Source organism: Fulvimarina fulva, assembly GCF_039652615.1.
Taxonomy (GTDB): Bacteria; Pseudomonadota; Alphaproteobacteria; order Rhizobiales; family Rhizobiaceae; genus Fulvimarina.
The window spans coordinates 26963-50424 of the sequence record NZ_JBDJAC010000009.1; the positions used below are offsets into that span (position 1 = coordinate 26963).

A 23462-nucleotide genomic window follows, 5' to 3' on the forward strand; every position below is an offset into this window, starting at 1 on the left:
CACGCTTTCCCCGCTCGCCGGGTTATTCGGCGGCGAGTGGCGAGCGCGGTGCCCTCGCCTCGCCTCCTCGGGACGACGCGACCCTCAGATGCGCCACGTCTCCATTGGCTTCCGCTGCATGGGCAAACACCATGCGCTGGCGTGGCAGGCAGGCCGGATGCTCGGCCTGAAGCCATTCGATCAGCTTTTCCCGCATCTCACAGCGAAGATCCCAGGTCTTCGGCGAGGTATTGGCCGAAACCAGAATGCGCACTTCGAGTGTCTCGCCGCTCGCATCCGAGACCTGGACATTGACCACCCGCCGGTCCCAGAGCGGCGAAGCCGCAGCGAGCTCCGCCGCCTTCTCGCGGATCGCGCTAATCGGCGCGGTGAAATCGAGCCGCAGCATGACGGACCCGATGATGGCTCCGTTTTCCCGCGTCCAGTTCTGGAAGGGGTTCTCGATGAAATAGCGAATAGGAAGAACCAGCCGTCGCCAGTCCCACAGGCGAACGACGGCGTAGGTCATGGTAATCTCCTCGACCCAGCCCCACTCCCCTTCGACGACGACCGCGTCCTCGATACGGACCGGCTGCGTGATCGCGATCTGAATGCCCGCCAGGAGGTTCGACAACACTGGCTGGGCCGCGAGCCCGACCACGATACCGGCGGCACCGCCGGCTGCGAGCAGCGACACGCCATATTGCCGCACGCTGTCGAAGGTCATCAGCACCGCCGCCGCCGTGATGACCGTGAGGAGGACGGTCGCAGCCCTCAAAAGGATCCGGATCTGCGTGACGTGCTTGCGGGCAAGGAGATTGTCGTCGTCCTCGATCCGAAAGCGGCGCAGGTGAAGGTCAGCGGCGATCTGCAAGGCCCGCACGAGCGTCCAGCCCACGAGGCAGATGAAACCGACGCCGAGAAACCGCGACATGATCTCCGCATCATAAGCCCGGAACGGCGCCGCCTTGACGGCCGCGGATATGAACAAGATCAGGAAAGCAAGCCGCGTCGGCCCCTTGGTGCGCAACAACATCGCACGCCAGTAATCGCGCCGCCCGAGCGCCTTGCGCACGAGGCGCATGGCGAGCTTGTGCAGGCCGACCGCGATGAAAGCGGCTATGACGATGAGAATGAGGCCATTGATTTCGTCGGGAAGCCAGTTCAGCCAAGCGACGATCTGGTGGAAAAACCGATCCATGGATGTCTCCTTGTCCGCTCCTGCGGCGGGTCGTCTCCGACATCCTTCCCTGCCGTCGTTGTGTTCCAATCATCCTCCCGTCACACCGGAAGGCTAACTCATGTTGCGGCGCAAACAAGACGCTTTCGGGATCATATGATGGCAATGTGACGTGATCCGCGCCATTGACGATGCCGGGTTTGCGCGCCGCGCGTCATTCGAAAAGCCTGTCGACGTTCATGCACAGCGCTCCTCATGGTGCCGCAAGCGGAAATATGGCAGGTCCATTCTGCTCCGCCGGACGGAGCCCGAAAATCGGTGGTCGGCGTCGGGAGACAGGTCATGACACAGGTGAAAGACGCCCCTCCCTATGGCGCTCCGTTGAAACAGCCGGCGGTCTGGGGCTGGATGTCGTTCGATTTCGCGGCCCAGCCCTTCTTCACGGTGGTCATCACCTTTGTCTTCGGGCCCTACTTCGTCTCGCAGCTCGCAGCGAACCCGGCGACCGGACAAACCGCATGGAGCCTTGCCGCGACGATCGCCGGCATCACCGTCGCCCTGCTCTCGCCGCTTCTCGGCTCGATCGCAGATCGGGCGGGACCGCGAAAGCCCTGGATCGCCGTCTTCGCCAGTCTCAAGATCGCGGCACTGATCGGAGTCTGGTTCGTCGCATCGCCCGGCTCCGGGCTGTTTCTCGCGGCCGCTTTCATCGTCATCGCTCAGGTTTCGGCGGAGTTCTCGATCGTCTTCAACGACGCGATGCTGCCGCGCCTCGTGAACAAGGAGAAGATCGGCCGGGTCTCGAACACCGCCTGGGGCCTCGGCTATGCTGGCGGCATCGTCTTTCTGATCTTCGCGCTCGGGTTTCTCGCGGGCTCGCCCGAAACGGGCGTCACTCTCTTCGGCCTCGAACCGCTCTTCGGCCTTGATCCGGCGGAGGGCGAAGGCGCGCGGGCGACAGGGCCGCTGGCGGCGCTCTGGTACCTTATCTTCCTGATACCCCTCTTCCTCCTGACGCCGGATCGCGAGCGCAAGGAGCCGCTGTCGCGGGCCGTTCGCGAGGGTATGAGCGACCTGATGGCAACCGCGCGGGAAATCCGGGCACGGATCGAGCTTCTCAAGTTCATGATCGCGCGGATGCTCTACCAGGACGGCGTCAACGCGCTTCTCGTGCTGGGCGGCGCGTTCGCCGCCGGCATGTTCGGCTGGTCGATCATCGAGATCGGCGTCTTCGGCGTCATTCTCAACCTGACGGCGATCCCCGGCTGCATCTTCGCCGGCACGCTCGCGACACGGCTTGGCTCGAAGCGGCTCGTCGTCCTCTCGGTTACAGCGCTCGCCATCGCCACGATTGGCCTGGTCTCGACAAGTCCGACCACGACGGCCTTCGGCCTCGTCACCTTCCCGGCAACGGAGGCGACAGGCCTTTTCGCGAGCGGCGCCGAAAAGGCCTATATCCTCTGGGGGCTGCTCGTCGGCCTTGCCTTCGGCCCGGTGCAGGCCTCGTCGCGGGCGTGGCTTGCCGAAAGCGTGACGGTGGACGAAGCGGGTCGTTATTTCGGCTTTTACGCGCTGATCGGCCGGGCGACGAGTTTCCTCGCTCCCGCTTCGGTCGCGGGTCTGACGGCGATCGCGGCGGGCCTCACCGATCCGGTCACGGCCTCGCGCATCGGCATGAGCGCCATCGTGTTCTTCTTCCTCGCGGGCCTTGCGATTCTCGCATTTACACGCGGACCGGAACGGCGCGCGATTTAAAGAGCCGGATCAGGCGTCCTTCATCAGCCGCTGCTTCTGCCGGTTCCACTCGCGCTCCTTGATCGTCTGGCGCTTGTCGGGGGCGTTCTTGCCCTTGGCGAGAGCCAGTTCGAGCTTGGCCGTGCCGCGATCGTTGAAATAGATCTTGAGCGGAACGAGGGTCATGCCGTCGCGCTGAACGGCACCGGCCAGCCGGTTCAGCTGGGCGCGGTGGACCAGCAGCTTACGCCGGCGCTTCGGGTTATGGTTGAAGCGGTTGGCCTGAAGATATTCCGGCAGATTGGAATTGATCAGCCAGAGCTCGCCCTCTTCCTCCGTCGCATAGGCTTCCGCGATCGAGGCCTTGCCGCCGCGCAGCGATTTCACCTCGGTGCCGGTCAGCTGGAGACCCGCCTCCAGCGTGTCGATGATCGCATAGTTGAAGCGCGCCTTGCGGTTTTCCGCGGCGACGTTGCTGCCGGAGGATTTCTTCTTTTTCGCCATGCTCGCTCTGAAAGTTCGAAAGGGCCGGATCGGCCCTTTCCGTGCTCGGTGTCAGCTCCTCAAGATTGGGCGCGACCCAGTCTTTTTCAATCAAGCAGTCCCGCATGGCGCAGTGCGGCATCCAGAATCTCGGCCGTCTCGTCCGCCACCGGCACCATGGGCGAGCGCATCACGTTCCGGCACTTGCCGATCTTGGAGAGCGCATATTTCACGCCCGCCGGGCTCGGCTCGATGAATAGCGCTTTGTGCAGTGGGGCGAGCTTGTCCTGATAGTCCAGCGCCTTTACGAAATCCTTCGCGGCACAGGCCGCCTGGAATTCGGCGCACAGCCTGGGCGCGACATTCGCCGTCACCGAAATACAGCCGACGCCGCCATGGGCATTGAAGCCAAGGGCGGTCACGTCCTCGCCGGAAAGCTGAATAAAGTCCGGGCCGCAATGCTGGCGCTGCTCGGAAACGCGGTCCATCTTCGCCGTCGCATCCTTCACACCGACGATGTTAGAAAAATCGTTCGAAAGCCGCGCCATCGTTTCCGGCGTCATGTCGATGATCGACCGGCCTGGAATGTTGTAGACGATGATCGGGATCGAGACCGCCTTTGCAACCGCCGAAAAATGCGCATAGAGCCCGCGCTGGTTCGGCTTGTTGTAATAGGGCGTCACGACGAGGACGCCGTCCGCGCCTGCCTTTTCGGCGAAGGTCGCAAGTTCAATCGCCTCGGCGGTGTTGTTCGATCCCGCGCCCGCGACCACGGGCACCCGGCCCTTGGTGGTGCGGATACAGAGTTCGACGACCTCCTTGTGCTCGGCATGGCTGAGCGTCGGCGTCTCGCCGGTCGTGCCCACCGGCACGAGGCCGGACGAGCCTTCAGCAATCTGCCATTCGACGAAGTCGGCAAATCCGCCCGCGTCGAACGCGCCCTCTTCGGTGAACGGCGTGATCGTCGCCGGCATCGAACCCTTGAACATGGTGGCCTCTCAACTTCTCCCCGCGCGGTCGGGTTTCCTGCAGAAACGCCCGACCCCGTGCGGCTTTCCCCAGCCGCTTTCTGTGTCGCACGCGGATACACCGACATGGCTGAAAATGCCAATCATCATCGGCGATCGGTAAAATCAATCGAAGACAAGGCTCATGAATCTTCTCGCAAGTCGGTTCAAATCTCCCCCGGCGCGCCCTTCACCAGCCGGTGCCGGCTGTAGAAGGCGAAATAGGCGATGAAGAGGGCGTAGACGATCCCGGCACCGAGGACCGCGCGCGGATCGACCAAAAGACCGGCGATCGTCGCGATCAGCGCCAGAACCAGCGCGATACCCGAAGTCACCACGCCGCCCGGCGTACGGTAAGGACGTTCCAATTCCGGTTCGGCGAGCCGCAGCTTGATGTGCGAAGCCATCATCATGACGTAGGAGATCGTCGCGCCGAAGACCGCTACCAGAATGAGCAGATCGCCCTGCCCCGTCAGTGAGAGAACGAATCCGATGATGCCAGGGATGACGAGGGCAAGATAGGGCGACTGGCGCTTGTTCGTCAGCGAAAGAACCTTTGGCAGATAGCCCGCGCGGGACATGGCGAAGACAAGGCGCGAATAGCCGTAGATGATCGAGAAGAAGCTCGCGATCAGCCCGGCGAGGCCGACGAAGTTCACGAAACGCGAGACGAGGGTCGGTTCGCCATAGGCGCTCGGCGCTTCCAGTGCCGCAACCAGCGGATTGCCGCTGTCCTGCAGGATCGACGAGCCGGCACCGCCTGCGCCGAAGACAAGGATGAGACCCGCCGTCAGGAGAAGAATGGAAATACCGCCAATCAGCCCCCGCGGCAGGTCACGTTCGGGATCAGCGGTCTCCTCGGCCGCAAGCGGCACACCTTCGATGGCAAGGAAAAACCAGATTCCATAAGGGATAGCAGCCCATATTCCGACATAGCCGAAAGGCAGGAAGTCGCTCGCGCCAACGGCATCGGTGGCCGCGATGTCGAAGAGATTGTTCGCGTCGAAATAGGGTATCATCGCGACGACGAAGACAATGAGGGCCAGAACCGCAAGCGCTGTAATGACAAAGATCAGCCGCAGCGCCTCGCCAGCGCCATAGATGTGGATGCCAAGGAAGACGGCGTAGAAGGCGAGATAGACCGGCCAGCCATCAATGCCGAACAGCGAGCCGCAATAAGAGCCGATAAACACGGCGATGGCAGCCGGCGCGATGGCATACTCGATCAGGATCGCGATGCCGCACAAAAACCCTCCCCACGGACCGAATGCGCGGCGGGCGAAGCCGTAACCCCCGCCGGCTGTCGGTGCGATCGTCGCAAGCTCCGCGAGCGAGAAGCACATGCAGACATACATCGTCGCCATGAGCAGCGTCGCGATGAGGAGGCCGCCCCAGCCGCCATACTGCAGGCCGAAGTTCCAGCCGGCGAAATCGCCGGAGACGACATAGGCAACGCCCAGACCGACCAAGAGCAACCAGCCTGCAGCACCGCGCTTCAGCTGGCGTTCGGAGAAATAGTCCTTGCCGGACCCGGACGTGTCGGTCTCGTTCGCCATGCTGGTCGCTCCTTGCATTTGGGCCGGCTCATCCGGCCATGCCGGGCGGCGATGGCGTCTGTTTCTGTTAGTCTTCGATCTGCTTCGCCCCGTCCCTCTTCGTCACGCCGGAATAGCCGCGTTCCTCGGCCTTCAGAATGAGATCGGCAATCTTGCGGGCGGCGTCCTGCGGGTTCAGGCCGCCATTGCGGATATTCGAAACGCAGAAGCGTTCGGCGTCCTCGGTGTCCTCGCGCGGCTTGTGGGTGAAATAGGCGCCAAGTGAGTCGGCCGCCGAAAGCCCCGGACGCTCGCCGATGAGAACGAGGACCTTCTCGCAGTTGAGCGCCATCGCGATCTTGTCGCCGAGGGCGACCCGGGCCCCTGTCGCGAGGATGAGTCGCATTTCAAGATCGCAGACTGTCTGAAGCGCCTCCACCGTCGCCACCGCGTTGAGATTGACGGCGGTCGCCGAAAGACCGTCGGCGACGACGATGGCAAGATCGCCGCCGGTTTCGGTCTCGAGTTCGTGACGATCGTCGACATCGAGTTCCCGACCGAGATCGGGACGTGCGAGATAGGTCGTCCGGTCGCCGGCCTGGCTCGTGACGACATGCGGCTCGAATCCAAGCTTTTCGAAAGACGCTTTCAGGTTCTCGATATCGAGTTCGGAATGGACCGCGTCCCGCGCCATTGCATGATCCAATGCGAATTTGAGTTGCGGGGCCGTCGGCAGGCCGGAGCCCGCACGCCCGAGCGCGATCCGCGCATCCGTCCGGTCCTTCAGCTTCGCGAGCTTGTCGGGCGAGGCGACGATCGCCGGTGGGCGCGCATCCTCGGGGTTGTCTGCATCGCTCATGAAGCCTCCAGCAATTTTTCGACGCCTTCGATCGCCCCATCGAGGGCGTCGGGGGCCGGCGTCAACTTGCCGGTCTCGTCCATCATGCCCTGGCCCACCATCCAATCGAGGAATTCGGGCGCTGGTTTCAGCCCCATGGTCTCGCGTGCATAGGCAAGATCGTGATGCGAAAGGCTCTGATAGTTGAGCATGATGTCGTCGGCACCCGGCACGGTGATGACGAAATTGACCCCGGCGGCGGCGAGCAGCGTCAACAGGACGTCCATGTCGTTCTGGTCGGCCTCGGCGTGATTCGTGTAGCAGACGTCGACGCCCATCGGCAGGCCGAGGAGCTTGCCGCAGAAATGGTCCTCCAGCCCCGCTCGGATGATCTGGCGCCCGTCGAAGAGATATTCCGGACCGATGAAGCCGACCACCGTGTTGACGAGCAGGCAGTCGAAGGCACGGGCGATGGCGTAGGTCCGCACCTCCATGGTCTGCTGGTCGACACCGTGATGGCCGTTCGCCGAGAGCGCGGAGCCCTGCCCCGTCTCGAAATAGTAGCAGTCTGCGCCGATCGTGCCGCGCTTTAAACTCTTTGCGGCGTCCTCGGCCTCGCGCAAAACCTCCAGCGAGACGCCGAAGGAAGAGTTCGTCTTCGCCGATCCACCGATCGACTGGAAGACGAGATCGACCGGTGCACCGGCCTCGATCGCCTCGATCGCCGTCGTCACATGGCCGAGGCAGCAGGTCTGGGTGGGGATCTCGTAGCGCGAGCGCACATCGTCGAGAATGCGGCACACACGGGTGTAGTCCTCCACGCTGTCCGTCGCCGGATTGACGCCAAGCACCGCGTCGCCCGATCCCATGAGGAGACCATCGACGAGGCTCGCAGCGATGCCGAAGCTGTCGTCCGTCGGATCGTTCGGCTGGTTGCGGGCGGAAAGCCGGCCCGGCAGCCCGACCGTCGAGCGGAAGCGCTTCACCACCTTGCGACGGGCTGCGATGGCGATGAGGTCCTGATTGCGCATCAGCTTGGACACCGCCGAGACCATTTCCGGCGTCAGCGCAAAGGTGAGCCGCTCCAGCTCTTCGGGCCCGGCGGCCAGCAGATGCTCGCGCAATTCCCCGACGGTGAGAGAGGACACGCGGCGAAAAGCCACCTCGTCGTGCTGGCTGGCGATCAGATCGGACACCCAGTCGTTGACCTCGGGCATCAGTTCGAGCCCGGCGAAGACCTTGAGCGGCATGTCGGCAAGGCAGTGCTGGGCCGCCACACGCTCCAGAGCGCTGGTGGCAGCGATCTCCGCGAGATGATCCCCGGAGCGCTCGGGCGAGGCCTTGGCGAGCAAGGTTCTGAGATCGGCAAAACTCCAGGTCTGCCCTGCCACGGACGTCTTCAGCGCCATTTGGTCGCTCCGTTCGCTTAGCACCAAGCATTTCTCGCCGGAGTGGAAACGCATCGGACTGAAAACACAAGCGCGAAATCAAGCGGCTCTGCCTTTTCGGCAAGCAGGCGCCGCGCTCGCGAACAGTTGAACGACATCGGGCCGCAGGTCTCCAAAGGGCCGTAACCGAGTCTTAAGTCCGTTCGTGAGACATTTCGCAACCATAACAGGGCCGTGCTGCGTCGGACGCCCGCTTTGGGGCGCCCGGATGCGACAGGACGGTCCGAGACGCGAAACCCATCAGGATCGCCCGACCCGCATGACCTTTACCATCCGGTCCCCACGCCTCCTTCTCGCCCTGTCGCTTCTTGCTGCGAGCACGGCCTCGGCCTCTTCGCAGACGGTTCCGATTCCGCTCGACCGGCCCGGCAAGACCGATCGCATCGTCACCGGCTCCACCCAGGCGGCAGCAAGCGCGCTTCGCACATCGAACGAGGCGGTCGACCCGTGGCGCTTCGGGCGCGAGGTGACGGCTCCGGCAAATCCGCTGATGAACCGCACGGCCTCACCTTCGCTGCCCGCCACGACAGGTGCCTTCGCGGCGTCCCTGGCAGCCAGTGGCGCACGCCAGAGCCAGCTCGCACCGATACGCGGCGAGCTGAAGGAAGGGTTGCAAGCCCTCTCCGACCGTGACGAGACCAAGGCGCGGCGTATCCGGGAGGGTCTTCGGCGCGGCTCGCTCGACCACAAGATCCTGACCTGGGCGATCGCGCTTTCGGGCGGCAACAACGTCCCCTCCTACGAAATCGCGGCAGCCTCAAGCGAGCTGGCCGGCTGGCCCGGCATGACGACGCTTCGCAAGAACAGCGAGAAGGCGTTGTGGCGCGAGAAGCAGCCGGCAGCTCAGGTGCTCCGCGCCTTCGCCGGCAGCAAGCCGGAAACCCCGGAGGGCACGATGGCGCTCGCCCGCGCCTATCAGCAGAGCAACCAGGCGGGACAGGCACGGGCCGTCCTTCAGAACCTCTGGCACAACGAGGTTCTGGACAAGAGCACCGAGCGCGAGGTCCTTTCCAATTTCGGATCGCTGCTGACGCGGGACGACCATCGCCACCGCATGGCGATGCTGCTTTATCGCGACCGCATCTCGGATGCCGATCGTGTGCGCAATCTCGCCGAGGCGACGAGCCTCTTCCGCGCGTGGTCCGCGGCCCTTCGCGGCGAGCGCAATGCGGGGGCGCTGCTCGCCCAGGTACCGGCGGACCAGCGTGCGACGAGCTACCAGCTCGCCCTTGTCGAGCACTATCGCAAGCATGACCGGCTGAACGATGCGGCACAGATCCTTCTCAACGCACCGCAGGACCCGCGCGTCCTGATCAACCCCGACGCATGGTGGAACGAGCGCCGTATCGTTGCGCGCGATCTTCTCGACGTCGGCAATCCGAAGCTCGCCTACCAGATCGCCGCCGGACATTCGGCTCAGGACGATGTGGAACGCGCGGAGGCAGAATTTCACGCCGGCTGGATCGCACTGCGCTTCCTGAACGATCCGCGCACCGCCCATCGGCATTTCGAGAATATCCTCAGGGTCTCCTCGAAGCCGATCTCGCTCGGCCGCGGCTATTACTGGCTGGGCCGCGCGGCCGAGGCTGGAGGCGGAGGCAACGCCTCGACCTATTATTCCCAGGCAGCCCGCCACTCGACCACCTATTACGGCCAGCTCGCGCTCGCCAAGCTCGGCCGCAATCCGGGCCAGATCGCCTACCCGAACCCGAGCAATGCCGAGCGCCAGCGCTTTCAATCCCGCGAGGCCGTGCAGGCGATCAACCGGCTCGAACAGATCGGATCGGACTGGCGCGCCGATATCCTCTATCGCGATCTGGCGCGCGAAATCGACAGCCCCGGCGAACTCGCCCTCCTCGCCGTCATGGCCGAGCGGCGCGGCAACCACAATCTGTCGCTCACCGTCGGCAAGCTCGCCAGCTATCGCGGCGTCGACGCTCCGGCGCTCGCCTATCCGATCGGCGTCATTCCGGCGAATGCGAACATATCGGCGGCGGGCAAGGCGCTTGCCTATTCGATCGCGCGGCAGGAAAGCGCGTTCAACCCAAGGGCCCGTTCGGGGGCGGGTGCACTCGGCCTTTTGCAGCTGATGCCCCGCACGGCACGCAGCGTCGCCGGACGTCTGGGTATACCCTATTCCGAAGGCCGGCTGCTGTCCGATCCGGGCTATAACGCAACCCTCGGCGCGCGCTTCCTCGGCGAGCAGATCTCCGATTTCGGCGGCTCCTACGTCCTCACCTTTGCGGCCTACAATGCCGGCCCGCGCCGCGCGAAGGAGTGGATCGACCGGTTCGGCGACCCGCGCGGCAAACCGCTCGACGAAGTGGTGGACTGGGTGGAACGCATCCCGTTCGGCGAAACCCGCTCCTACGTCCAGCGGATCATGGAGAACTACCAGATCTACAAGGTCCGCCTCGGCGCGCCGTTCTCGATCGAGAAGGATCTGCGGTTCGGCCGGAACGGGTAAATTTGTCGAAGAGGCCTGACACCTCATCCCAGCGTCGTCAAACCCCGCGTTTCGTCATCCTCGGGCTCCGTCCCGAGGATCCATAGTGCGATGAAACTTCAACGATTGCACTTAACGATGCGAACGCGACATCTGAAAAATATTGCGCTTAATACTCGGCACGGTGGCCGAGTATGCCGAGGGTTCGCGGCGTATCTAACGCCCGAAAGTCTCCACGAATCGTGGCGCGCACTCCGCCACGGCCGCCAGGGAATAGCCGCCCTCCTGGACGATGACCGTCGGCAGGTTCATGGCGCCAAGGCGTTCGCCGATCCGCTCATAGGCTTCTCCCGTTACCGAAAGCCGGGACAGCGGATCGTCCTTGTGGGCGTCCCAGCCGGCGGAGACGACGAGCGCTTCGGCACCGAAACTGGTCGCTGCTTCGATCAGCAGCTCGACGCCTGAGATGATCCCATCGTCATCGGCCTTGAAGGCGAGCGGGATGTTGCGGTTGCAGCCCTCCCCCTCGCCGCGCCCGGTCTCGTCCGCATAGCCGAAGAAGAACGGATAATATTCCGTCGTATCGGTATGGACCGAGCCGACGAAGACGTCGCCGCGATCGTAGAAGATCGCCTGCGTGCCATCGCCGTGATGGGTGTCGAAATCGATGATCGCCACTTTCCCATGCTTCGAGCGTAGCCGCTGGGCAGCGATCGCCGCGTTGTTGAAGAAGCAGAAGCCGTTCGCGCGGTCGGGATAGGCGTGGTGGCCCGGCGGGCGGCAAAGGGCATAGGCGGCGGGTTCACCCGCAAGCACCCTGTCCGCCGCCGTCGCGGCGGTCATCGCCGAGGCATAGGCCGCCTTGAAGCTGTGCTCGCCCATGGCGCAGGAGAGATCGCCGATATACCACCCAGTCTGGCCGAGAATGCCGGTCGTTCGCGGCGCCGGCCGGGCGCCGAGGGCCGAAGCGCCCGCATAATAGGGATGACTATTCGGCAGAACCTCGGGTCCGGCATTCTTCAGGGCCTGGAAGCGGCTCCAGGCACCGCTGAGATAATCGACATAGTGCCCGGCATGGACCGCCGTGATCGCTTCGCGCCCGACATCCTCCGGCTCCCGGTGCGACAGACCGCACTCCGTCAATCGCTTGAGAAGCGTTTCGGCCCTGTTCGGATTTTCCAGCGGCGTCACCAGACGGCCGTGCACGCCGTATTGCTGCGGCCGGTGAACGAGCTGCTTTTGCGAAAAGACGATATCCATGGCGAGATCCTTACACGGGTCTCGTCATGAACTGTGCGCTTCGGCGGCAAATTCCAGAGCAATCTGCGTTGCGCCTGTCAGGCGTTTTCGGGCGATTCTTCCGAGGTGTAGCCGCCCTGATGCCACGCGGTTCCGGAGACGGAATAGATCAGCGTCGCGGACCAGGTCAGTGCCATGAAGCCGCCGAGCGACTGCAACATGTTGATGATACGGATCGGCCCCGTCACGGTGATGCCCGTATAGCCAAGCGTCACGAAATTCGTGCCGGAGAAATAGATCAGGTCGGCCCAGCTTCCGGTATAGCTGCCGGTGAAAGAGCCGAGAGCCTCGAAGGACAGGAGGCCCGCGAAGATCACCGCGAAGGCGAGGATCTCCGCGAGATGCAGGGCGAACAGGCCGGCGAAGGTCACGAGCACGGCCAGATGCCCCTTCGCTTCGGCATGAGGCGTGATGCGGATGATCGTCAAAACACCGAAATGGTGGGCAAATCCGAGGGTGAGGATCAGGACGATACCGATAAGAAGCGCTATCAGGGTCATGGCTCGCCACATTGCGATGCGAGGCTGGACGGCAAGCTCAAACTACCTTGCCGTCTAAGGATTTACCGCAATGAGAGAGCGCCGGAGATCCAGCTGACGGCCTCAGTCCCTCGGCATGATCGGCCCGGTCTTTTCAATCGTCGTCTGCAAGGCGGGAACGGCCTTCAGGCGTTCCCAATAGGCCATCACACGCGGATATGACTGGAGCACGCCGGCATATTCGGACATCGCGAGCAGATAGGAAATCTGGATATCGGCGAGCATCAGCCTGTCGCCCATCAGGAACGGGCGATCCTCCAGCGTATCGCCAAGATAGGCCATGATGGACGCGAACTCGTCCTTCATCTTCTGTTCGATCTCGGAGCCGTTGCGCTTGGCCCAGAATGCCGCGATCACCGAGCGCGCCATCGAGCCTTCCACGAAGTCCAGCCATTCGTCGTGATGGGCGTGAGCGTTCGTGCCCGGCTCCGGCGAGTGCCGATTATTTCCATAACGCTCGTCGATATAACGCAGTATTGCGGCAGACTCGGCGAGAACGAGATCGCCGTCCTCGATCACCGGTGACTTGCCGAGCGGATGCTTGGCCTTCAGCTCGGGCGGCGCGCGATAGGCCTCGGTGCGCTCGTAGTTTTTCAGCTCAAAGCTCTCACCAAGCTCTTCCAGAAGCCAGACGATGCGCGACCCGCGTGAATACTGAAGACAATGAACGGTGATCATGGGCGGAGCCCTCCAATCGAGCTGATATCAGCGGGTTTCTGTGCGATCGGCCCGGGCAAGGCTCGCGCCAAAAGCAATGCTGGCGAAAATCGCGGAGGCGATCGCGTTCCAGCCGGCGAAGGAGAGCCCCAGGAACCGGCCCGCCGCCGTATCGCACGAGGGCGCGCGGACACGGTCGATCTCGGCGAGAAGGCTGCCGCCGCTCATCAGGTCGCCGCTGCCGCCTGCACATTCAGCAGGTCCGGGCCAGTAGCCCCATTCCACGCCCGCATGAAAGACGCCGAGATAGAGCGACCAGAGCATCAGGAGACCGATGACGACGAGCAGCCCGCGCACAAGGATTGGCTTGGCACGGCCACTGGCGGCGATCATCGTCAGAAGCGCGACCGGAATGGCGATGTAATAAGGCGTTCGCTCCTGCAAACAGAGCGCGCAAGGAATGTAGCCGCCGACATATTGGAACAGCAGCGCCGTCCCGACGGTGATCGACGTTCCAAGAAGCAGCAGGGTTGCGGCAGCGCTCTGGCGAAAGCCGGTCGCACGATTGAGAAATGACATCGCTTAAGGCGTCCTCGCATTCTGACGGCGCCAGGATCCTGCGGTAGCGCGGGACAGGCGCGAGACCGTTATCAAAGACTTCGCTCCCATGCGAGATGGATTGGCGTTAACGGAGCATTAAGAATTTTGCGCAATATTGAACGAACAAGGGGCAAGGGCGCGCCCAAGCGGTTGGGGAACGGCAACGGCGCGTCACAGGAGCGACAAGCTCCCGTCTTGGGGACATGCTTGAACGGACGTGCTGCGAGGGGCGGCGCGTCCGTTCTGCGTTTAAGGGAAGCGTCTGAAGCCGAATGGGAATCGGCGCTCGGCTTTCGCCCGACGCAGGAAAGGATCAACCCTGATTCACGGCGATCTGCGGGTCTTCATCTGTGGGTAACAGTTTCATCCTCCATGGACAGACGGTCTGAAGCCTGTTCAATTGTGGCGAACAGCAGCCGCCTCATGCGGCTGCGATGCCTTGGATTTGAGGACTGCGCCCGATGGAGAGTTACACGCCCGAAGCATTTTTGAACGGCTTCACGTCGACTGTCGATTTCCTGAACACCATTCTCTGGGGCTATGTTCTCGTCTACGGCCTGCTCGCAATCGGCGTGTTCTTCACCCTGCGTCTCGCCTTCATCCAGTTCCGGCATTTCCCGGAATTCTTCCGGGTCATCAAAGGCTCGCGATCGGGCGACAAGTCGGGCATCTCGCCGCTTCAGGCCCTCACCGTGTCGCTCGCCTCGCGCGTTGGCACGGGTAATCTCGCAGGCGTCGCCGTTGCCTTGACGCTGGGCGGTCCGGGCGCGATCTTCTGGATGTGGATGGTCGCTCTCGTTGGCATGGCAACGGCCTATTCCGAATCCACCCTCGCCCAGCTCTACAAGATCCGAAACGAGGACGGACAGTATCGCGGCGGCCCAGCCTTCTACATGGCGCGCGGTCTCGGCCTTCCCTGGATGGGCGCCCTCTTCTCGATCGCATTGATCCTGTCCTTCGGCCTCATCTTCAACGCCGTGCAGGCGAACTCGATCGCCGGCGCGACGGAAGAGGTGTTCGGCTTCGGGCGCCTCTGGATCGGCATCGCGCTGGCCGCGCTCGCGGGCGTCATCGTCTTCGGCGGTATCCGCTCGATCGCCCGGGTGGCGGAGGTGATCGTTCCCTTCATGGCGATCGCCTATCTGCTTGTCGCCCTCTATGTCTGCATAATGCATTATGCCGAGGTTCCCGGCGCCCTCTGGACCATCGTCGCCAGCGCCTTCGGCTTCCAGGAAGCAGCCGGCGGCGTGACAGGCGGCGTCATGGCGGCCCTCCTCAACGGCGTGAAGCGCGGCCTCTTCTCCAACGAGGCCGGCATGGGCTCGGCGCCGAACATCGCGGCGGTCGCAACGCCTCAGCCGCACCATCCGGCGAGCCAGGGGCTCGTCCAGGGTCTCGGCGTCTTCATCGACACCCTCATGATCTGCACCGCGACGGCGCTGATGATCCTCCTGTCGGGCGTCTATACGCCGGGCCAAGAGGTCGACGGCATCACCCTCACCCAGAACGCGCTCGCCGCCCATCTCGGGGACTGGGGCGCGACCTTCATCGCGATCGCCATCTTCTTCTTCGCCTTCACTTCGATCATCGGCAATCTCTCCTATGCCGAGAACGCGATGACCTTCCTTGGGGCTGGCGGCAAGATCGGCATGTCCTTCGTGCGGATCGGCGCGCTTGCCATGGTGATCTGGGGCTCGGTCGAATCGGTCGGGACGGTCTTCAACGCCGCAGACGCCTCCATGGGGCTGATGGCGACGCTTAACCTCATCGCCATCGTGCTTCTGTCCGGCACCGTCGTGAAGCTGACGAAAGACTATTTCGCCCAGAAGAAGACCGGCCTCGAGCCGACCTTCGACAACGACATGTATCCCGAACTGCGCGGCAAGGTCGACGCGACCATCTGGACGATGGAAGGCGATGTCGGCCCGAAGCCCGGCATTCGGTAAGACTTGGAAGAATCGGTTCCATGCATCGAAAAAAGGCCGGTCATCCCGGCCTTTTTCTCGTTCTGGAACGGCGCCCTCGCAGTTCTACCGCGTCTCGCCGTCCGAAAAGGCCTTCGCGATCTTGCCCGGCCGGGTCAGCCAGATCTCGTCACGGTGATCCACGATGTGCCGGAGTGCACGCTTCAGGGCCCTGAGGCGGAAGGGCTGGCCTGAAATATACGGGTGGAGCGCGATGCTCATCACCGCCGGCGCCGTCTCGGAGGCCTCCAGCATCTCGTCGAACTGCGCGACGATCATATCGGCGAATTCGTCAGCGCCCGTATATCTGGCGGTGATCGCCGGAATATCGTTGATCTCGTGGCTGTAGGGCACAGACAGAATGCGTCCGCCGTCGCGCGTCGTCATCCATGTCGGCTGATCGTCGTGGCACCAGTCGAGACAATAGGCATAGCCTTCCTTTTGCAGGAGATCGATCGAGACCTCGCTCTGGGAAATCCAGGGCGCCAGCCAACCGGCTGGAAGCACGCCCTCGCGCGCTCTGAAGATCTCGCTTGCCTCGGAAATCAGCGCCCGTTCCTCGACTTCGCCCATCACACCCTGACGCTCGGCATTGGTGCGCCCATGGGCGACGATCTCGTCGCCGCGCTCGCGAAAGGCCTCGATCAGGCCCGGACAATCCTCGTAGACGCAGGAATTGGGCAGAAGCGCGAGCGGCATATCGAGGGCGTCGAAGAATGCCTTCATACGCCAGACACCCACACGATTTCCCCAGTCGCGCCAGGCATGATTGAGGACGTCGGGATGCTGCTGCCTGGGCGCGAGTGCCGCCCCGTCGCCCTCTCCGAACGAGAAGGTCTCGATGTTGAGCGCCACGTAGACGGCAAGCCGCTTGCCGTTCGGCCAGTCGAAAACCGGGCGGTCTGGCAAGGCCGAATAGGGATAGCGATCGTGGTCGCGGGTCGATGTCATGGGTTCACCGGAACGGATTGGAGGTCTCGTTTCAGGCGAAGTAGGGCACCAGACGAAAAAGTGGGTACGGCGCGTGCGCTTCAGACGCGGCCGAGATAATCCTTCTCGAAATCGGTCGGAAGCAGAAATGCGATGAATGCAAGAAAGGCGGCAATCCCCGCCGGCACATAGAAGGAGATCGTCGGATGTTCGATCTGCAGAAACGAGCCGCCGATCGCGCCGGAGAGCATTCCAATCCAGGGCACCACGTGAAGGAGAAAGGTGAAATCCCCTTTGCCCACGGCCAGACGCCCAAGCCCCTTGCCGAAGCGTGATAGCGCACCCGTCACGTAAGTCAGGCTCACCGGATGGCCCGCAACGCTCTCGACCGCCGAATTGAGCGCGCCCATCGCCAGTACGGCTGGCACCAGGGCGAAGACCATATGCGCGCCGTGGAACAGCATGCCGCTTGCCGCGAGAAGACAACCGACGAAGATGAGAAGCGGCGAGATCCGATAACCCGCAAGATGCACGATACTGGCACCGAGCGCGTTTCCAAGAACGAAGACCCCGAGTATCATTGCAAGGCGCGCCGCATCGACATAACGCGCTTCGGCAAACGCGATCGCGAAGCGCGTCGTGTTTCCGCTCATGAAGGAGATGAAGTCCCCGGCTGAAAGAAAGCCGATCGCGTCGGTCATCCCGGCCAGCAGCGAGACGGCGAAGGCAAAGGCGAAACCGACGAGAGCGCCACGCGCTCCGCGCTTCTCCGACAGCGCCTGCTGAAAATCGCTCTCGGAGACCTTGAACGAGCCCTGGTCCTTTCGCTCCGTCATCGGATCACCCGCCCAGCGCCGTCCTGCAACGGCATCACGCGCCAGGCGAAGATCCGGCGTCCGGGACACATCCAATGCGGTTCGCAGGTGTGGTTTCGGGCGGTCGTCATGGGGTCTCGGCTATTGTCTCGGTGATGCCAGCATAGAGGATAGCCCATAAGCGCAGGTTTCAGAGAGTTGCGGCGGCGCAACGAATGGCAGCGAATCCCATCTGTGCGAAGCCCAGTGAAGACATGCCGCGAACACCTGCGATAGAAAGGCTGAACCTTATCGACCTGACGAAACAGGCCGATGATCAGATTGCGCGGGGTGTGCCCGACAGCTTCGCGACAGGCGGCTGCGAGAGGGAAGCGCCCGTCTTGCGACGCGAACGGATGCGCCAATGTCTGACATGTTTCTTCCCTTGAAGCGCTACTTTCAGTTCTCCGGCCGCTCGCGGCGCCGTGAATACTGGCTCTTCATGCTCTTGCTCATCATCGGCTCGTTCGTTTTCGGTTTTCTCGACATCGCGCTCGGCCTCGGTGGCGATGTGGTGACCTCGACGGGAGACGTCCAAGGTGAGTTCTCCGCAAGCGCGGAGGCCAATGGCGGCGTTCTCACCCTGTTGTGGTCACTCGCGACCCTGATACCCACTCTTTCGGTGGCGGTCCGACGTCTGCACGACACCGATCGACGTGGCTGGTGGCTGCTGATCGGGATCATTCCACTGATCGGCACGATCGTTCTGATCGTCTTCTTCTGTCTCCGTGGCACCAGCGGGCCCAACCGCTTCGGCTCAGATCCGAAAGGCTTGAGCGAGGAAGAGGCGGCGGACGTCTTTTCCTGAGCCGAGCCTTCTTACGCTCCGCGACGGCCCGGCTCTCCGGGTGCCCTTGCCTCGATCGCCAGCGCGTGAACGCCGGCATTCAGTTCGTCGGCAAGCAGCTTGTTGATCGCCCGCTGGCGATTGATCCGGCTTTCGCCCTCGAACTGAGCCGAGACGATCTGAACCCGGAAATGGGTCTCTCCCGAACCATCGAAGGCTTCATGATGCTCGCTGCCGGCATGGTGATGGCCGGCGTGAAGATGGCTTTCGTCGATCACGTTGAGGCTTTCCGGTGAGAACCGGTCGCGCAGCTTCGTTTCGATTGCGGCTTTGACGGTCATGGTCTCGCCTTCCTGTTCTGACTTCTGGTCCCTGATACCGATCCCGCCGCATCCTCCGTCCCGCCTCACTCCAAGTCGAGGCGGTATGGATGGCGGATCGTCGTCGGCAGGTCCGTTCCAACCGTCCTCTCTTCAGGGCATTTTCCGATCTGTCAATTCTTGTTCGTCAGCATTTGAAGCCCCATAATCCCCCGCGATGAAACTCGACTCCAAATATTTCGACACGATCAGGGTGAAGCGCCGCAGTGCCGGCGGCGCCAAGCCCAAACCCCAGACGCCTGAGTGCGCCTGGGAAGGTTGCGACAAGCCGGGCCTGCACAAGGCGCCGATGGGTCGCGATCACGAGGGCGAATACCTCAATTTCTGCGTTGACCATGTCCGGCAGTACAACAAGAGCTACAACTACTTCTCCGGGCTCGGCGACGACGATATTCGCAAATATCTCAAGGACTCGCTGACGGGTCATCGTCCGACCTATCCGATGGGGCACAACTCCTCCTCGCCAAACGCCACGCGCACCCGCCGCCGCAAGCGCGGCGAGCCGTTCGACTGGGCGAGCGCCGAGGCGGATGCGGCTCAGGGACGCACGGAGGCACGCCGGCGCGTCCGTCCGCTGGAGCAAAAGGCGCTCGAAACGCTGAACCTTCAGACGAACGCCACCGGCGAGGATGTGCGCGTGCGCTACAAGGAGCTGGTGAAACAGCTCCATCCGGACGCCAATGGCGGCGATCGCGGCCATGAGGATCGGCTGCGGGACGTCATCCAGGCCTACAAGCTGCTGAAGCAGGCCGGCTTCTGCTGACGGCGCCACTTCCAAACCTCGACCGCCCTTTCACGGGACGAGATCAGCGAATTGGTCGCATCTCGTCCCTGAATGAGGTTCCCTCCGGGCGCATCACGCGGTAATTGCGTTCGGGAAACGGAAAGCGGCGTAGACGGTACCCTGTTCGATCATGAACGGAAAACCAGATACCCAGGCCCGCACCAAACGATCAGACAGGATACAGAACCGGCCGCGTCATCAGGATCGTCACGCCGGTTTTCAGGAGGCAAGATGAGTGCAGTGGAAAAGATGAGCGCGCCGAACGAGGCCGCGGCCCCTCTCCCGGACACCACGATCTCCGTCCGCGATACCTTCGGCTTCGAAAGCGACTTGACCGTGCCGGCCTTCTCCAAGGCCGATTCCCACGTTCCGGAAATCGATCCCGACTATATCTTCGACAAGCCGACGACGCTTGCGATCCTTGCAGGCTTTGCTCGCAATCGCCGCGTCATGGTGTCCGGCTATCACGGCACGGGCAAATCGACCCATATCGAACAGGTGGCGGCCCGGCTGAACTGGCCTTGCGTGCGCGTCAATCTCGACAGCCATGTCAGCCGTATAGATCTCGTCGGCAAGGACGCGATCACCGTGCGCGACGGCATGCAGGTCACCGAATTTCGGGATGGTATTCTGCCCTGGGCCTATCAGAACAATGTCGCGCTGGTTTTCGACGAATATGACGCCGGTCGTCCCGACGTGATGTTCGTCATCCAGCGTGTATTGGAGTCGTCGGGCCGCCTGACGCTGCTAGACCAGAGCCGCGTCATCCGTCCGCACCCAGCCTTCCGCCTCTTCGCGACCGCCAATACCGTCGGCCTTGGCGATACGACGGGCCTTTATCATGGCACCCAGCAGATCAATCAGGCGCAGATGGACCGGTGGTCGATCGTCACGACGCTCAACTATCTGCCGCACGACAACGAGGTCGAAATCGTCCTTTCCAAGGTGAAGGACTGGCAGAACGACGAAGGCCGCCAGACCGTCTCGCGCATGGTGCGTGTTGCCGATCTCACTCGCGCCGCCTTCATCAACGGCGATCTCTCAACCGTCATGAGCCCGCGCACGGTCATCACCTGGGCGGAGAACGCCGAGATCTTCGGCGATATCGGCATGGCGTTCCGCCTCACCTTCCTCAACAAGTGCGACGACCTCGAGCGTTCGCTGGTCGCTGAATTCTATCAGCGCGCCTTCGGCAAGGACCTGCCGGACAGCGCCGCGAATCTCGTGCTGGAATAGGCTTCCGGTTGATCGGTTCGAGGTTCAGATAATCTCGAACCGCTCGACATCGACGAGACCGCAATCCGTGATCTTGAGAGCCGGGATCACGGGAAGCGCCAGGAAAGCGAGCTGCAAGAACGGCTCATCCAGCGTTACGCCGAGGCTCTTGGCTGCCGCGCGGAGCGCAACGAGGCTCTCATGTACCGTTTCGAAGGATTCGAGTGACATGAGGCCCGCGACGGGGAGCGCCAGTTCGGCGAGAATTTTTCCCTCATCCGCAACGACAAATCCCCCCTCGATCTCCGAGAGCCGCCTGGCTGCAAGCGCCATATGCTCATAGTCTGCACCGACGACCGCGATATTGTGGTGGTCGTGGCAGACGGTTGAGGCGATCGCCCCCTTCTTCAGACCAAAGCCGCGCACGAAGCCGGTCGCGATATTTCCGTTCACGCCGTGGCGCTCGACGATCGCGATACGAATGAGATCGCGCGCCGTGTCGGGATGCTTGTCGCCATCGACCGGGACGATCTCCTCGCGCAGATGCTCGGTGATGATCTTGCCTTCGAGAATACCGATGACATGGGTTTCCGCCGTGTTGCCGGACACCCGGAAGTCGGCAGCGGAGACGTCGCGCGCCTTGACCGAGTTGCGCCCGATTGGCGGAACGGTTTCACGGAGTTCAAAGGCCGTATCGTCGACGACCCGCCCGCCGCTCAGCACCAGCTTCGCGTTGCATCCCTCAAGACTGTCGAGTGCGACGATATCAGCCCTGAGGCCCGGCGCGATCAGGCCGCGATCCTTGAGACCGAAGGCTTCGGCGGCCGACAGCGACGCCGCGCGATAGGCGGCAAGCGGCGGCGTTCCGAGCGCAATCAGCTGGCGGATCATATAGTCGAGATGGCCGTGCTCGCCGATATCGAGCGGATTTCGATCGTCGGTGCAGAGGCACATATACGGCGCCGTCAGTTCGGTCAGCACCGGCTGCAACGCGTGGAGGTCCTTGCTCACCGAACCTTCGCGGATGAGAACGCGCATGCCCTTGCGCAGTTTTTCCAGCGCTTCCTCGGCAGTCGTCGCCTCGTGTTCGGTACGGATACCCGCGGCGATATAGGCATTGAGGTCGCGCCCGGACAGCTGCGGGCAGTGTCCGTCGATATGGCCGTTTTCAAAGAGGCGAAGCTTCGCCATCGCGCGTGGATCGCGATGGATCACGCCCGGATAGTTCATGAACTCCGCTAGCCCGATCGCCGAGGGATGCCCCATGACATTCGCCAGCTCCGCCGCCTCGATCCGTGCGCCCGATGTTTCCATGTCGGTGGAGGGCACGCAGCTCGACAACTGCACCTTGAGATCCATCACTAGATGGCGGCTGGCTTCCTGAAAATAGCGAATGCCATCGAGACCGATGACGTTCGCGATTTCGTGCGGATCGCAAATCGCGGTCGTGATACCGCGCGGTGTCACCAGGCGGTCGAACTCGAAGGGCGTAACGAGACTGCTCTCGATATGAAGGTGCGTATCGATGAAGCCGGGCACGAGTGTGAGGCCCGTGACATCAATGACCTCATTCGCCTCGTAGTCGCCGATACCGGCGATGCGGGAACCGCAGATCGCGACATCGCCCTCGATAAACGTCCCGGTAACGAGGTCGAAAATCCGCCCGCCGCTGAGTTTCAGGTCGGCAGGCTCGTCGCCGCGTGCCTGGGCGATCCGCCGTTCGAGTTCGTCACCTGCCATTTTGCTACCTTATCAAACGGCCTTCGCGGCCTCGGCCTTGAGCGGTACACCGTTCTCGATGGCAATGGTACGCCGTAAACGCGCGATTTGAAAAAGCACCACCTGACCAGATGTCAGCCGTAGAGCTTTCTCAGCGCCGTCATGTTGTCCTTGCCATAACCTTCCGAGATCGCCCGCTGTATGCTCTCGCGAACATGGCCGATCAGCGGCGAGTTGCTCTCGCCGGAGACGGATTGAGCGTAACGGAAATCCTTCTCGATCAGCTCGATCGGGAATTTCGGATCGTAATCGCCCTTCATCATCGATCCGGTGAGATACCCGAAATTCGGCGCCCAGATCGCCGTTTCCGAGATCGCGTCCACCGCCGTTTTCGTGTCGGTCTCGGACCGGTCGAGCATGGCGGTGATCTCCGCCCAGGCCGCGACATTGATGCCGAGAAGCGCATTGGTGGCGAGCTTCACGCGGGCACCATCGCCCCATTTGCCCACGCGCGGAAAAGCCTTTCCAAGGGGCTTCAGAGACGGCTCGACCTTGCCGATCCCATCGTCCTCGCCTGCGAGAAAGAAGACCAGACCAGCGTTTTCGGCCTGCGGCAGGGTGCCCGAGACAGGTGCCTCGACGAAATCGACGCCGGCATCTTTCATATGCTGGCCAAGCTCGGCGGCCCAGCCTGGCGTGAGCGTCGAGATTTCGACGGCGGCCTTGCCCTGATCCATGCCGGCGAGCGCGCCATTGTCGGGGTTCAGCCAGATCTCGCGTGAGGCTTCGTCGTCAGCCACCATCGCCATGACGATGTCGGCCATTTTCGCGGCGTCCCGCGGGGTGTCAGCACGTTTCGCGCCGGCCGCGACAAGCGGCTCGGTCTTCTCCGCACTGCGGTTCCAGACGATGATGTCGTTGCCCGCATCAAGAAGGTTCTTCGCGATGCGCGAACCCATCGCGCCAAGACCGAGAAAAGCAATCGTCTTCATAGGATGTCCCTTCATTCCTTAAGCCAGGCCGAACCCAACCCGGCTTTGGTGGCTGAACGCGGACATGATGCCGGAGTTTCCAGACGCGTTTT

General features: G+C 62.7%; 21 protein-coding genes. 6 read left to right on the plus strand and 15 right to left on the minus strand.

Annotated features, from left to right (window positions below; all coding sequences use genetic code 11):
• Positions 1-22 precede the first annotated feature (22 nt).
• Entirely contained in the window at positions 23-1180 is a 1158-nt protein-coding gene (locus ABDX79_RS13345; RefSeq protein WP_346220797.1) for a mechanosensitive ion channel family protein, read from the minus strand.
• Between the two features lie 321 nt (positions 1181-1501).
• Here ABDX79_RS13345 and ABDX79_RS13350 point away from each other — a divergent pair, with 321 nt between their 5' ends.
• Positions 1502-2914 carry an MFS transporter gene (locus ABDX79_RS13350; protein WP_346220798.1) on the plus strand — a complete coding sequence of 471 codons (1413 nt, stop codon included), beginning with the start codon at positions 1502-1504 and terminating at the stop codon, positions 2912-2914.
• A gap of 9 nt (positions 2915-2923) precedes the next feature.
• Here the strand turns inward: ABDX79_RS13350 and smpB are convergent, their stop codons facing one another.
• The 5 genes from smpB to ABDX79_RS13375 form a co-directional block, all read right to left on the minus strand.
• Positions 2924-3397, minus strand: coding sequence for an SsrA-binding protein SmpB (gene smpB / locus ABDX79_RS13355; RefSeq protein ID WP_346220799.1), 474 nt, complete (start codon positions 3395-3397; stop codon positions 2924-2926).
• An 86-nt stretch (positions 3398-3483) separates the two neighbouring features.
• On the minus strand, positions 3484-4365 hold the full coding sequence (dapA, locus tag ABDX79_RS13360) for a 4-hydroxy-tetrahydrodipicolinate synthase (protein WP_346220800.1): 882 nt from the start codon (positions 4363-4365) through the stop codon (positions 3484-3486).
• A gap of 185 nt (positions 4366-4550) precedes the next feature.
• Positions 4551-5939, minus strand: a complete 1389-nt coding sequence (gene eat, locus ABDX79_RS13365) for an ethanolamine permease (RefSeq protein ID WP_346220801.1) — start codon at positions 5937-5939, stop codon at positions 4551-4553.
• 67 nt (positions 5940-6006) lie between these two features.
• Complete coding sequence (gene eutC, locus ABDX79_RS13370) at positions 6007-6777, minus strand: ethanolamine ammonia-lyase subunit EutC (protein WP_346220802.1); 771 nt, start codon at positions 6775-6777, stop codon at positions 6007-6009.
• Complete coding sequence (locus tag ABDX79_RS13375) at positions 6774-8165, minus strand: ethanolamine ammonia-lyase subunit EutB (RefSeq protein WP_346220803.1); 1392 nt, start codon at positions 8163-8165, stop codon at positions 6774-6776. The genes eutC and ABDX79_RS13375 overlap by 4 nt, the downstream gene beginning before the upstream one ends.
• A gap of 298 nt (positions 8166-8463) precedes the next feature.
• Between ABDX79_RS13375 and ABDX79_RS13380 the strand changes: the two genes are divergently transcribed.
• The gene (locus tag ABDX79_RS13380; protein WP_346220804.1) at positions 8464-10671 is read left to right on the plus strand and encodes a lytic transglycosylase domain-containing protein; all 2208 of its coding nucleotides are present in this window, start codon (positions 8464-8466) and stop codon (positions 10669-10671) included.
• Positions 10672-10866: 195 nt separating this feature from the next.
• Here ABDX79_RS13380 and ABDX79_RS13385 read toward each other — a convergent pair whose 3' ends face one another.
• From ABDX79_RS13385 to ABDX79_RS13400, 4 genes are all read right to left on the minus strand, one after another.
• Complete coding sequence (locus tag ABDX79_RS13385; RefSeq protein WP_346220805.1) at positions 10867-11910, minus strand: histone deacetylase family protein; 1044 nt, start codon at positions 11908-11910, stop codon at positions 10867-10869.
• Positions 11911-11987: 77 nt separating this feature from the next.
• Positions 11988-12449, minus strand: coding sequence for a hypothetical protein (locus ABDX79_RS13390; protein WP_346220806.1), 462 nt, complete (start codon positions 12447-12449; stop codon positions 11988-11990).
• A 102-nt stretch (positions 12450-12551) separates the two neighbouring features.
• Positions 12552-13166, minus strand: a complete 615-nt coding sequence (locus ABDX79_RS13395) for a glutathione S-transferase family protein (RefSeq protein ID WP_346220807.1) — start codon at positions 13164-13166, stop codon at positions 12552-12554.
• Between the two features lie 27 nt (positions 13167-13193).
• Positions 13194-13724, minus strand: a complete 531-nt coding sequence (locus ABDX79_RS13400; protein WP_346220808.1) for a disulfide bond formation protein B — start codon at positions 13722-13724, stop codon at positions 13194-13196.
• Between the two features lie 482 nt (positions 13725-14206).
• On the opposite strand from ABDX79_RS13400, the gene ABDX79_RS13405 reads away from it, so the two are divergent.
• Positions 14207-15691, plus strand: coding sequence for an alanine/glycine:cation symporter family protein (locus ABDX79_RS13405; RefSeq protein WP_346220809.1), 1485 nt, complete (start codon positions 14207-14209; stop codon positions 15689-15691).
• Between the two features lie 84 nt (positions 15692-15775).
• Here ABDX79_RS13405 and ABDX79_RS13410 read toward each other — a convergent pair whose 3' ends face one another.
• Both ABDX79_RS13410 and ABDX79_RS13415 read right to left on the minus strand, forming a co-directional pair.
• Positions 15776-16660 (minus strand): polysaccharide deacetylase family protein, encoded by an 885-nt coding sequence (locus ABDX79_RS13410; protein WP_346220810.1) that lies wholly within the window; start codon positions 16658-16660, stop codon positions 15776-15778.
• A gap of 80 nt (positions 16661-16740) precedes the next feature.
• Complete coding sequence (locus tag ABDX79_RS13415; protein WP_346220811.1) at positions 16741-17475, minus strand: YoaK family protein; 735 nt, start codon at positions 17473-17475, stop codon at positions 16741-16743.
• 382 nt (positions 17476-17857) lie between these two features.
• Here ABDX79_RS13415 and ABDX79_RS13420 point away from each other — a divergent pair, with 382 nt between their 5' ends.
• Entirely contained in the window at positions 17858-18301 is a 444-nt protein-coding gene (locus tag ABDX79_RS13420) for a DUF805 domain-containing protein (protein ID WP_346220812.1), read from the plus strand.
• 11 nt (positions 18302-18312) lie between these two features.
• Here the strand turns inward: ABDX79_RS13420 and ABDX79_RS13425 are convergent, their stop codons facing one another.
• Complete coding sequence (locus ABDX79_RS13425; RefSeq protein ID WP_346220813.1) at positions 18313-18621, minus strand: BolA family protein; 309 nt, start codon at positions 18619-18621, stop codon at positions 18313-18315.
• A 196-nt stretch (positions 18622-18817) separates the two neighbouring features.
• Here ABDX79_RS13425 and ABDX79_RS13430 point away from each other — a divergent pair, with 196 nt between their 5' ends.
• The gene (locus tag ABDX79_RS13430; protein ID WP_346220814.1) at positions 18818-19423 is read left to right on the plus strand and encodes a J domain-containing protein; all 606 of its coding nucleotides are present in this window, start codon (positions 18818-18820) and stop codon (positions 19421-19423) included.
• 252 nt (positions 19424-19675) lie between these two features.
• Positions 19676-20680 carry a cobaltochelatase subunit CobS gene (gene cobS / locus ABDX79_RS13435; protein WP_346220815.1) on the plus strand — a complete coding sequence of 335 codons (1005 nt, stop codon included), beginning with the start codon at positions 19676-19678 and terminating at the stop codon, positions 20678-20680.
• 24 nt (positions 20681-20704) lie between these two features.
• Here the strand turns inward: cobS and ade are convergent, their stop codons facing one another.
• Positions 20705-22399: an adenine deaminase gene (ade, locus tag ABDX79_RS13440; RefSeq protein WP_346220816.1), complete on the minus strand. Its 1695-nt coding sequence runs from the start codon at positions 22397-22399 to the stop codon at positions 20705-20707.
• A gap of 113 nt (positions 22400-22512) precedes the next feature.
• Positions 22513-23370 carry an NAD(P)-dependent oxidoreductase gene (locus ABDX79_RS13445; RefSeq protein WP_346220817.1) on the minus strand — a complete coding sequence of 286 codons (858 nt, stop codon included), beginning with the start codon at positions 23368-23370 and terminating at the stop codon, positions 22513-22515.
• Between the last annotated feature and the right edge of the window lie 92 nt (positions 23371-23462).

Excerpts from the sequence above, each read along its gene's own strand:
- ABDX79_RS13345 (WP_346220797.1), bottom strand. The coding sequence starts at position 1,180 with ATGGATCGGTTTTTCCACCAGATCGTCGCTTGGCTGAACTGGCTTCCC.
- ABDX79_RS13350 (WP_346220798.1), top strand. The coding sequence starts at position 1,502 with ATGACACAGGTGAAAGACGCCCCTCCCTATGGCGCTCCGTTGAAACAG.
- smpB (WP_346220799.1), bottom strand. The coding sequence starts at position 3,397 with ATGGCGAAAAAGAAGAAATCCTCCGGCAGCAACGTCGCCGCGGAAAAC.
- dapA (WP_346220800.1), bottom strand. The coding sequence starts at position 4,365 with ATGTTCAAGGGTTCGATGCCGGCGACGATCACGCCGTTCACCGAAGAG.
- eat (WP_346220801.1), bottom strand. The coding sequence starts at position 5,939 with ATGGCGAACGAGACCGACACGTCCGGGTCCGGCAAGGACTATTTCTCC.
- eutC (WP_346220802.1), bottom strand. The coding sequence starts at position 6,777 with ATGAGCGATGCAGACAACCCCGAGGATGCGCGCCCACCGGCGATCGTC.
- ABDX79_RS13375 (WP_346220803.1), bottom strand. The coding sequence starts at position 8,165 with ATGGCGCTGAAGACGTCCGTGGCAGGGCAGACCTGGAGTTTTGCCGAT.
- ABDX79_RS13380 (WP_346220804.1), top strand. The coding sequence starts at position 8,464 with ATGACCTTTACCATCCGGTCCCCACGCCTCCTTCTCGCCCTGTCGCTT.
- ABDX79_RS13385 (WP_346220805.1), bottom strand. The coding sequence starts at position 11,910 with ATGGATATCGTCTTTTCGCAAAAGCAGCTCGTTCACCGGCCGCAGCAA.
- ABDX79_RS13390 (WP_346220806.1), bottom strand. The coding sequence starts at position 12,449 with ATGACCCTGATAGCGCTTCTTATCGGTATCGTCCTGATCCTCACCCTC.
- ABDX79_RS13395 (WP_346220807.1), bottom strand. The coding sequence starts at position 13,166 with ATGATCACCGTTCATTGTCTTCAGTATTCACGCGGGTCGCGCATCGTC.
- ABDX79_RS13400 (WP_346220808.1), bottom strand. The coding sequence starts at position 13,724 with ATGTCATTTCTCAATCGTGCGACCGGCTTTCGCCAGAGCGCTGCCGCA.
- ABDX79_RS13405 (WP_346220809.1), top strand. The coding sequence starts at position 14,207 with ATGGAGAGTTACACGCCCGAAGCATTTTTGAACGGCTTCACGTCGACT.
- ABDX79_RS13410 (WP_346220810.1), bottom strand. The coding sequence starts at position 16,660 with ATGACATCGACCCGCGACCACGATCGCTATCCCTATTCGGCCTTGCCA.
- ABDX79_RS13415 (WP_346220811.1), bottom strand. The coding sequence starts at position 17,475 with ATGACGGAGCGAAAGGACCAGGGCTCGTTCAAGGTCTCCGAGAGCGAT.
- ABDX79_RS13420 (WP_346220812.1), top strand. The coding sequence starts at position 17,858 with ATGTCTGACATGTTTCTTCCCTTGAAGCGCTACTTTCAGTTCTCCGGC.
- ABDX79_RS13425 (WP_346220813.1), bottom strand. The coding sequence starts at position 18,621 with ATGACCGTCAAAGCCGCAATCGAAACGAAGCTGCGCGACCGGTTCTCA.
- ABDX79_RS13430 (WP_346220814.1), top strand. The coding sequence starts at position 18,818 with ATGAAACTCGACTCCAAATATTTCGACACGATCAGGGTGAAGCGCCGC.
- cobS (WP_346220815.1), top strand. The coding sequence starts at position 19,676 with ATGAGTGCAGTGGAAAAGATGAGCGCGCCGAACGAGGCCGCGGCCCCT.
- ade (WP_346220816.1), bottom strand. The coding sequence starts at position 22,399 with ATGGCAGGTGACGAACTCGAACGGCGGATCGCCCAGGCACGCGGCGAC.
- ABDX79_RS13445 (WP_346220817.1), bottom strand. The coding sequence starts at position 23,370 with ATGAAGACGATTGCTTTTCTCGGTCTTGGCGCGATGGGTTCGCGCATC.